This window comes from Bacteroides sp. 2_2_4, from assembly GCF_000157055.1.
Taxonomy (GTDB): Bacteria; Bacteroidota; Bacteroidia; order Bacteroidales; family Bacteroidaceae; genus Bacteroides; species Bacteroides ovatus.
The window spans coordinates 341,569-351,304 of the sequence record NZ_EQ973355.1; the positions used below are offsets into that span (position 1 = coordinate 341,569).

General features: G+C 49.4%; 10 protein-coding genes and 1 pseudogene. 1 reads left to right on the top strand and 10 read right to left on the bottom strand.

Annotated features, from left to right (window positions below; genetic code table 11):
• Positions 1-148 precede the first annotated feature (148 nt).
• From BSCG_RS25765 to BSCG_RS25755, 3 genes are all read right to left on the bottom strand, one after another.
• Positions 149-937 carry a ParA family protein gene (locus BSCG_RS25765; protein ID WP_004311277.1) on the bottom strand — a complete coding sequence of 263 codons (789 nt, stop codon included), beginning with the start codon at positions 935-937 and terminating at the stop codon, positions 149-151.
• Positions 938-1,012: 75 nt separating this feature from the next.
• Positions 1,013-1,417: a DUF3408 domain-containing protein gene (locus BSCG_RS25760; protein ID WP_004315818.1), complete on the bottom strand. Its 405-nt coding sequence runs from the start codon at positions 1,415-1,417 to the stop codon at positions 1,013-1,015.
• 29 nt (positions 1,418-1,446) lie between these two features.
• The gene (locus tag BSCG_RS25755) at positions 1,447-1,863 is read right to left on the bottom strand and encodes a DUF3408 domain-containing protein (protein WP_004327094.1); all 417 of its coding nucleotides are present in this window, start codon (positions 1,861-1,863) and stop codon (positions 1,447-1,449) included.
• A 76-nt stretch (positions 1,864-1,939) separates the two neighbouring features.
• Between BSCG_RS25755 and BSCG_RS25750 the strand changes: the two genes are divergently transcribed.
• Positions 1,940-2,194: a hypothetical protein gene (locus BSCG_RS25750; RefSeq protein ID WP_085939433.1), complete on the top strand. Its 255-nt coding sequence runs from the start codon at positions 1,940-1,942 to the stop codon at positions 2,192-2,194.
• 583 nt (positions 2,195-2,777) lie between these two features.
• Here BSCG_RS25750 and BSCG_RS25745 read toward each other — a convergent pair.
• The 7 genes and pseudogenes from BSCG_RS25745 to BSCG_RS25715 all read right to left on the bottom strand — a co-directional run.
• Positions 2,778-3,344 (bottom strand): DUF2284 domain-containing protein, encoded by a 567-nt coding sequence (locus BSCG_RS25745; RefSeq protein WP_004289236.1) that lies wholly within the window; start codon positions 3,342-3,344, stop codon positions 2,778-2,780.
• Positions 3,341-4,099 (bottom strand): ABC transporter ATP-binding protein, encoded by a 759-nt coding sequence (locus BSCG_RS25740; protein ID WP_004289235.1) that lies wholly within the window; start codon positions 4,097-4,099, stop codon positions 3,341-3,343. The genes BSCG_RS25745 and BSCG_RS25740 overlap by 4 nt, the downstream gene beginning before the upstream one ends.
• Complete coding sequence (locus BSCG_RS25735; RefSeq protein ID WP_004311292.1) at positions 4,096-5,076, bottom strand: FecCD family ABC transporter permease; 981 nt, start codon at positions 5,074-5,076, stop codon at positions 4,096-4,098. Before BSCG_RS25735 ends, BSCG_RS25740 begins: the two co-directional genes overlap by 4 nt.
• Positions 5,077-6,216, bottom strand: a complete 1,140-nt coding sequence (locus tag BSCG_RS25730; protein ID WP_004289233.1) for an ABC transporter substrate-binding protein — start codon at positions 6,214-6,216, stop codon at positions 5,077-5,079.
• Between the two features lie 11 nt (positions 6,217-6,227).
• Complete coding sequence (locus BSCG_RS25725) at positions 6,228-8,306, bottom strand: TonB-dependent receptor plug domain-containing protein (protein WP_004311295.1); 2,079 nt, start codon at positions 8,304-8,306, stop codon at positions 6,228-6,230.
• An 18-nt stretch (positions 8,307-8,324) separates the two neighbouring features.
• Complete coding sequence (locus BSCG_RS25720; RefSeq protein ID WP_085939434.1) at positions 8,325-9,425, bottom strand: YncE family protein; 1,101 nt, start codon at positions 9,423-9,425, stop codon at positions 8,325-8,327.
• A gap of 28 nt (positions 9,426-9,453) precedes the next feature.
• Positions 9,454-9,736, bottom strand: a pseudogene (locus BSCG_RS25715) (epidermal growth-factor receptor (EGFR) L domain protein); the annotation flags it as partial.

The following is a 9,736-nucleotide window of genomic DNA, read 5'->3' on the forward strand; positions in this document are numbered from 1 at the left end:
CTTGTGTGACCTCTTGGCGCACATTACACTACTAAGGTAATGCTTTTATAGGAGAAGTCACATCTGTAAAAAACTTATTATCATGCAATTATCTTACTTTATCTTAGGCTAAAAGCCCTTATTCAAGGTGTCTGTATCCTATCATCCGCTACCGCTCGGTATCGGATTCCTCCAGACCGATGGCATGGCATATCTCCTCCACCAGTTCAGGAAGGCCGGAGTCTTTCTCCTGACGGGGATCGGGTGGAAACAGCGTGGAACGAAAGACACCCTTACAGACAGGGTCCGCCTCCTTGTTGTAGCGGAGGGTGTTCGGAATGTGTGAGGACAGCAGCCGCAGCCCCATCCTGTGGATGACCCGGTTCCAGGCATCATACAAATTCTTCCGTCCCCTTCTATCCACCATGTTCCAGAACAGCCGGATTCCTTTCAAGTTGCAGTTCCCCTTGGCGATCAGCTCCTCTTCCAGCACCTTGGTAAACTGCAGGGAACTCTGCATGACGATATTGTCCGCCTTGAGCGGGACAAAGATATAGTCCATCGCGGCAACGGTATGAACCACCCCCTCGCTGCGGAGCGTTCCGGGAAGGTCGAAGAGCACGATATCGAAAGTCTCCCCTTTTTCGTCCATATAACGCCGCAGGTCTTCCACCCCCTTTTCCGGGTCGCTTTTGATGACCGGATAGGCAGGCTTACGGATTCTTTCGTACTGCCGGTACAGGTTCACCTTCAGGTCGTCATTTTTCATGACATTCTCCATGTCCCTCTCACGCATCAGGGCGATGCTGTGCTGCGGGGAGTCACAGTCCACAACCGCCACACGCACGTCTTTGCGGTAATGCAGGACACTGGCCAGCAGTACCGTAAAGACGGATTTTCCCACGCCACCCTTCTGGCTGGCGATGGCAACCAACAACTCTTTTTCTTTTTTCATCATACTTCTTTTTCATTAAAAGTTAAACACTATTGTTTCAGAAACAAAAATAATGCTCCCATCGGGGGAGATCCCCTGTCATGGGGGACGAGCCTTTATGACCGGGCCGGGCAGGGACTCCTCCAGAATCATGTCCGTCGTTTCCCTGTATTCTTCCAGATGCCGCGAGACAAGGTGGTTGATGAACCCCTCCAGAGTGACCTTTCCGTTTCTCGAGGCTCCCGCCAGGATGGACAGTTTCCGGTGCAGGGCGGCGGGAATATGCAGCGACCGACGCTGCACGCCCGCAATGCCATGCAGGTATTCCTCCCCGTAGACGGACGGTTGCATGGGGCCATTTTTCCTTGCGGGACGTATAATGTCGTTACCGGACGTTCCACGTCTCTTCCGGGGACAGGCAGGCGCTTCCCCCATGATCTCACGGATGCGGTCCGCGTCCATCCCGCCAAGACCAATCCGCTCTTTTACGTTCTTTCCTGTCATGATATGCCTTCTTGGACAATGACAACGTTTTATCGGCGAGGTGTTCCTCCCGGCTGTCCGTCCTCATCCCAGGGACGGTAGACCTCACCGAGCAGGGAGGCGATGTCCTCCCTGTGTTCCTCCATATGGAGTTCCAACAACCGGATGATAAAACCGGAGATGCTGCCGCAGCCGGCGGCCCTGACCAGCATGGCGATCCGGCGGTGCAGTCTCCCATCAATGTAGGCGGTCTTCCACTCAGCGGCTCTGGGAGCGGGAACCAGAAACCTCCTCTTGTATTCCTCCGGACCTGTCACTTTCCCTGCCCGGACCTGACTTCCATGACTTGGTATCTCCACCACTGGTTCCAGGGATGGGGAAACGGGAGCTGACAGAAGGTTCCCCGTGAGTCCGACCCTCTCGAGAACGATATCGGAAAGCCGGTTCTTTTCCTTTTCTGAATCCATATTTTAAAATCTTAAATTATTAAATTACACAACTGGTATTGTCTCGGAATACAAAATAAAGGAAGAAGAGAACAGGATGAAACCACCTGTCACTTATAGTCATCCAAAGTCAGTTATTGTCATGATACACATGACGGGGGGGACGGAGATGCCGTTCCGTTCGGACAGTTCTTCCTATGCGGAGGCGACATCAGAGGCCCGTAGTGGTGTGGAAAAGCGAGCGGGATTCCGTTTCCTTGTCCACCGTTCCTTTTTAATCCTTATGGGCAGGCGTGAGAGCGCGCATCCGTCCGGATACGGATTCTTAAATTATCGGTCTATGGGAGTGTAAAAGTATTAATCCGTTAATGGAGAATTATGAAGGAAGACCATAAGGTGTACACGGCTACATTCTCCATTTGCAGAAGTGTAGAAGTAGTAATCCATTAATGAAGATAATGCAGAAAAACCATAAACCATATACGGCTCACTGCCGCTCTCCATTTGTAGATGTGTAGAAGTAACAATCCATTAATGGACAATAGGGCATGTAAAGGGCAGATTTCCCGTATATTCGCCTCCTTATTCCCGAATTATGGACGTAAGTCATATGATTATGGAGAGATATCCACCCTTTTATGGGGAGAGCAGCCGGCAAACACCTGATGGAAATGCCTCGTAAATCACAGGAGAATAGCCATACAATGGGCTAATACACAATAATTATTGGATAAATGTGGTCCGCTCCTGCGGACAGCAAGTTGTGTTTTCGTTTAACGAAAACAGGACGGTTTAACGGAGAATACACCGATAAACCGTTACTTATTTCAAGCTCCAGCGTCGCTTTTTACATATCTAACTATAATTCATTTGAAATCACAAAACAGATTGAACCGAATGTGGTTAGTTTGTCTGTTTATTTCATGTCCGAATCATTAGTATGCTATGTTGCAAAGTTCGTATTCATTATGAAAAAATCCGCTTACGAGAACAAGATATTCAGGTAATTTGCCATCCTTTCCCCAAAGAAGTTCGATGTTAAAAAGTTCAGAAAGCGTTTTGGCTATGTCAAATCCGAAGGCTTCGAGTGACGGACGCACTTTTTCCGGGTGTCGGCATGGTGTGCCGCAGTTACGCGTACACTCGTTATCTGAGCAGTGAAGACATTTACCTATATAGGCAAATGAACGCCCTCCATATTTCCGTTCCATATCCAATAATTCGCTCTCGATTCGTATCCGTTCCGGTAAAATGAGTTTTTGTGTATATTCAATCGGAATATCTTTGTCTTCAGGGATTATCTTCGTTGCCATAAGATGTGCATACTTGTATTGTCGGAGAAACGATTCCGTATCAAAATCAAATGGAGGACACCCCCAACTTTTACCGTAATTGGTACATTGTTTGCAAAGTTCAAGAAAATGTGGTTCGTCACGGAATTCGGCGATGTATCCTTCAACAGTGATGTCTGAAGTAAAATTTTCTACAGTGTATATACTCATTGTTTCAAAATCATTGTACCGCATAAGGAGTCGAAACGGATGTTTTCATTTTGGAAAAGTCTGTCAATGTATCCGCTTTTCTGCATTTCAGACGCGGTCAAGCAACTTAAATTCGGGGTATCTAACAATGCTATCGAATCGCACATGGACAACGCGATGTCAAGTTCATGTGTCGAGAACATGATACATTTTTTCTCGTCGTGGACAAGCCTACGAAGCAACGCCACAAGTTCGTAGCGATTAGGCATGTCAAGAAAGGAAGTCGGTTCATCAAGGAGAATGATAGGAGTATCCTGTGCCAATGCACGAGCAATCATCACACGCTGGCATTCGCCATCCGACATTTTATCCATCGTGCGGTTTGCATAAGCCTCCATTCCCACCGAAATGAGCGATTGCATGACTATCTCCTTATCTGTTTCTTGCATCCTACCTATCCAGTTGGTATAAGGAGCACGGCCTATGGCTACGACATCCTTGCACCGCAGGTTGGCGATGCGCGTGCGCTCGGTCGTGACGACAGCCAGCGTTTTTGCCATATCTTCGGTTTTCATGCAGGCGATGTCGTGCCCGTCGAGAATGATTTTTCCGGAATAACACCGGTTCAGACCGGCTATGGCGCGGAGCAACGTCGATTTTCCTGTCCCGTTTCTTCCGATAAGGGCTGTCAGTTGACCTTTTTTTATCGTGGCATTTACCTCGTGGAGCAACGAGTTTTCTTTGTAACCTATGGAAAAATGCTGTAATTCTATCATGCGGTGATGGATTTGTTGCGTAAAACCACCCATACGACGATTGGGATTCCCAATAGAGCTGTAATGGCGTTGATCGGCAAGGTGAATATTTTAGAAATGATGTCGCAAAGAAGCAATATCGATGCTCCCGAAAGAATTGTTCCGGGCAGAAGGACATGATGATCGCTATTTTGGAAAAGCATTCTTGTGACATGAGGCATAGCGAGACCTATGAAACCTATCGGACCGCAAAAAGCGGTTATCGTTCCGGCGAGCAGCGTTGTCGAGAGAAACAACAGGCTGCGTGAACGCCGAATATTCAGTCCCATTGTTACGGCATATTCCTCTCCGAACAGCAGGAGGTTAAGCGGTTTGATGGTCAGTACCGCCAACAGCAGTCCGGCAAACACCGATGGAACAAGAATCAGAAGTTGTCCGGAGGTGACGTCACCCAAAGCCCCCATCGTCCAAATGACAAAGGCTTTCAGCGATTCCTCTTTGCTGAGGTACTGCAATATCTGCACGACAGCACCTACGCCCGATGAGAACATCATGCCCAGAATCAGGATTACCATGATGTCTTTTATTCGCTGTCCGACGGCAGTTATCACGAGCAACACGACAGCCGCACCCACCCACGCTGCTCCGGCAATGCCTATTGATGAACCGATCCCGGCAAGTACCACAAGTGCCACACCGAGACTTGCACCGGAACTGATGCCAAGGACATAGGGACCGGCAAGAGGATTACGGAAGAGGGTCTGCATCTGAAGACCGCTGACCGATAAGGCAGCCCCGGCCAACAGTGCCACTATAGCTTTTATGAGGCGTATGTTGAGTACGATTTTTTCCGTGGCACGGGAACAATTTCCCCCGGTCAGTGCTGCCCATACATCGCGGATCGGAATGTTGACAGCTCCCACGGCCAAGTCCAGTAAAAAAAGACCGACCGTGAGCGTAATCAATATGGAGAATAATATAGTCGAACGGGAACGCATCTATTTCAGTTGCTTGTAATACACACACTCTTCCTGCACCAGTTCAGGATGGAATATCTTCACGAGGTCGCGGAGCACGATGTCAGGATTCACGACGGCAGACTCGTAATAGTCGTTACCCCCGGCTGTGTTGGTACGGGCGTTGTTGTTATACACCTCTCCATTTTTGAAACATCGGGTATCGGTGAATTTCGGACATGATGCCTTCAAGTCGTCAAGGGAGTTCGCCATTCCCACGTTCAACCACATGTCCGCATCCGACGCGAGCAGATATGCTTCTTCTAAGTCAATGGGGATAGAAGCGTTTCCCGTGTTCTTCTGGTAGATATAGCGGCCTCCCGCATCAGTAATCAAGCGGGCTACATAACTTTGGGTTGAAGGCATGAACCACGAGTCGCCATAGGGAACATTAAGCATAACCGAAGGAGTGCCGAGGGTACTGTCGGCCACTTTCTTTTTCAAGGCGTTGTATCTGACCGGGATTGCGGCAAAGGCTTTTTCACCCTTCTCACGTTTTCCTGTGACTTCTGAAAGCACTACCATCCATTCGGCCTTGCCGAGAGGCGACTCTTCAAGATAATCGCCGACATACATGAACGGTATGTCGAGTTCTTCGAGTTTGCTTTCCATTGCGCTTGCGCCGTTCACCCCATAGAGCAGAACGAGGTCGGGATCGAGCGAGAGCAGCAACTCGTAGTTGATGTTCCCTTCATAGCCGACATCGCCAATACTGTCGCGGCGGGCTTGGATGTCTGGGTTGGAAATGTAGTCGATTCCCGAAACGCCGGTTATACACCGGACTTCACCGATTGCGTCAAGCATGGCGATATGAGTGGAAGACATCGCCACGATACGTTTGGCGTCTCCTTTGAGTACCTGTCCTGCAAACCCTTCGGGAACCTCTTCACCGTTGCGGACGATAAACAGCCATGTGGTTACACTGTCCGCTCCCTGCCAGGGATTCCTGACGGTTATCAGTACGCTTTCCTTCCCGCCCGCCCCTTTGATGTCGAAGCCGGAGGCATATTCGGGAGCATAAAGCAGCAGGTTGAAATCATTGATTTTTGAGCTTTTGTTGTGGCAGCCTGTAAATGCCAGAGAAAGCAACAAAATCAGGCTTAAATTCTTTAATGCGTTCATATTGATGCAGATTATCGTTTACTATTTTTGTTTTTTCCGAACTTGGGTGTTATGCCGATGAATATCTCGAAATTGATGCCCGGCATGGGACGGGACAATACGGAAAGGTATTCTTCATCGAACAGGTTGTTGATGCTGCCCTTTAGCGACAGATCGGCCCATCGGAAAGAGAGCTGTTTTTCCAGTGTCACGTTATTCATGAAGTAAGGGGGCAGATAGCCCGTCAGGGTATAGTCATTACTCGACATGGTATAACGCTGGCTGTAATAACACCATTTGTAAAGCAGGCTCCATGTCCGCCATGACAGACGTCCGGTCACCGTTGCGGAAAACTCCGGCACGTATGGCAACTGTTTGCCGACGGATTGGTCTGCCGGACTCATCGGTTCGCTCTCGTTGATCGAGGGAGTCCACGAGAAAGTTCCGTTCATATCCAGTTTCCAGTCCTTTCCGAGCATTATATCAAGGTGGGCGTTGGTCTCTGCCCCGTAAGCATGTACCTTTTTGAGGTTTCTGGGGGAGAAGAATCCCTTGGTTGTGGGTAGCCAGATGATCCAGTCGTCGATGTGCGAATCGAACCAGTTGATACCACCGCTCAAAGCATATACATTTTCTTTCCCCACCGAGAACGACAACCCCACGTCGTATGTGAAGCCGTGCTCGCTTTTCAGGTCGGGATTACCGCCCGGCAGAAAATAGAGGTCGTTCAGCGTGGGAAAACGGTAGTTCCGGGAGATGGATGCTTTCGCCACGATATTGCCTTTTTTCGACAGTACCCCGTCGATGAAGAAAGCCGGGATAACCGGGGCCCATTCCGTACCGAACATATCCTCGCGAAGGACAAGCGAGGCGGCAAAACGATCGACAGGCCGCCATTTCGCAGAAACGGAACCGGAAAACTCGACACGTCCCTTGTCATACCCGACAACAGCCTTGTTACCTTCCTGCGAGATGATATTTTTGTCCGCGCTTTCCACCAAATGCTGGTGTACGGAAACACCGGCCGTGAACAGCCATTTCTCTGAAGGAGCATAATCCCCGTCCGCACTTCCGTAGAACGTGTTAATCTTACTGCGTGAGCGGGTCATCGAAGCCATTTCGCCGTTTCCCTTGTCCCGCTTGTAATCATAGGCCATCCATGTGTGTATATAGCCGCCTTTTACACCGACCTTCCATTTCTCCCGCACGCGATCCCACGAGAGGACGCCGCGAAACGTCTGCTCCCTTTGGCGGTTCTCGAAGTCCATGTCGTTCCCGTAATCCGTGCTGAGCATCGCCAGTTCCCGGTTGGAATTGATATACCAGGCGTTTAGCCCGAACTTGTCGCCTTCGCCCGTGTTATAATAAATTTCCTGCAAGACGTGCAGATCCTTATAAGCCCCGCTGCGGTTGCGTTCCGTCGGGTAATAGGAACCGATGATGTTCTTGTCCTCGTCATAGATGTTTTCCTTCTTGTCCCGGTTTCGGTATTTGTAGTCGTTGGGGGAAGAGGAATACACCACACGGGTGGAGGACTGCCAGTGTTTGTCACCGTAGGTCAGGCGGAGAAACTCGTCGAACGTGCTGAACGACCCCACTCCCTGCACGTACTGCAACCCGAACCCTTCATGGTTGGCCGGAGAAGTGGAGAGCCTGACCAGACCACCCAAGCCGCCGCCCGTTTCGTTTACCGATGACGTTCCGTGCAGCAGCGAGGCATCATCGATAAAGTAAGAAGGGATGGTGGAAAAATCCGTCATGCCCAGCATCGGGTTGTTAATGCGCATACCATTCCACGTCACTTGGGTATGCGAGGGAGAGGTACCCCGGAAAGCCACGGTGGATAACGTGGCGCGTCCGTAGTTCTTGACAAAAACGGATGAGTTGAATGTCAGCACATCGGCCATAGACAAGGCGATGTTCTCTTTCATGGCGATGGAATCGAAACGGGTTCGTTGCACGCCTATATCCTTCATAGGTCGTTTGCCCACCACCGTAACCTCCGGAATACGTAGTACCCTTTTGGTAATGCTGACGGAATTTTTCTGCTGGGCGGCAAGCAGAAAGGGCAGGCTTACCCCCACGAACAATAGAATAAGATGTCTTTTCATTTTTGTCCTCCTTCCTCGTTATTTCCAGCAGAAAGCTCCCGGAATGATTCCCACGTAAAATTCATCGATCAGCTTGCCTTGCGGCGAATAGCGATACACGATACCTTGTTGCTGGTAATCAATAGCGTCGGCCACATATACCTCCCCGTTGTTGGGATTGACCGTAAGGCCGTAGTATTTGGTGTCCCGAAACTCCAGAAAAGGCCGGACGGGAACACGGTCGGCTTCCACCGGCATTCGCCAAATATCGTTGTTGATCCAGTAAAGTGTATCCCGTGTACCGTTGAACTGGACTTCCGAAGGCCAGTCGCCCAGCTTAAACTTGAACTGTTTCTCTACGGTGAAAGTCTCGGCGTCTATACGATAGAGAGACGGTGCCTCGTAACCGTATGGGCTGCCCTCGTAACCGCCATCCGTGATGGTCCACATCTTGTTGTATTTGTCCATGACCAGCGAAGTAGGTTGTATGCCGATGGTCAGTTCGTCCACGACCTTGTCCGTCTCCGTGTCGATTTTCAGGATGCGGTTCTGGTACGACCAGCAGTTCACATAGACGTACTTGCCGTATTGTACCATTTGTTCGGTGGAACCCGATTCCATGTCCATGTCTGGACATTCGATATAGCCGGTAATCTCGTATGTCTTGGGGTTGATGATGAAGATACGGTAGTCCCATATCTGCGTCACATAGGCTTTCTCATCCGACAGAAAATGGATATACCGGGGTGAGGTGAAACCTGTGATACGGCCCACTTCCTTGAAAGTATTGATGTCGATGGCGAAAATCACATGCGAGTTGTTCACCACGATCCAGCCTATACCGTCCCGGATAACCATAGACTGGGCCACATCGCCCAACTTGAACCCGTTGGCACGGTAAAACACTTCATTCTCCACTTCGCACGTGGCGGGATCGTAGTAGGAAAGCGTGGCATTGCTGTACTGGAAATTCCCCTCGTTGGTAATGAAAAGACCAGAGGCCGATACAGAGAAATCTTCCATCTCTCCGTAATCCCATTTCATGCAACTGCCGAAAACTGGCAGGCAGAAAAGAAAAAGGCAAATCCGTTGTATTGTTCTGCTCATTGTCATTCGGATAAAAAAGAGTACCCGAATCATTACGGGTACTCTGGTTAAGGTATAAGGTTTAATCCTGCTGCGTATATTGTTTGTCCTTCATATTTTGGAAGGTTGGGTTATACCCACATTTCGTCACGCTCCAACTTTCCCCCGTAATCATTCCGTTTTCTATAAACTTGCCGAAGAAAGTGTAGTCGGTAAATTTCGTCAAACCGTCAAAAACAACCCCATGCAAGGTCTCCAACTTCTCCATGGAAAGTGTTTCCTGAGAAAGAGAAGTCGCACTTTTTATCTGTAGCGTACCATCTATAGTCTGTAATTTATCACAAGTAATGCCTGTTGCTTTATTA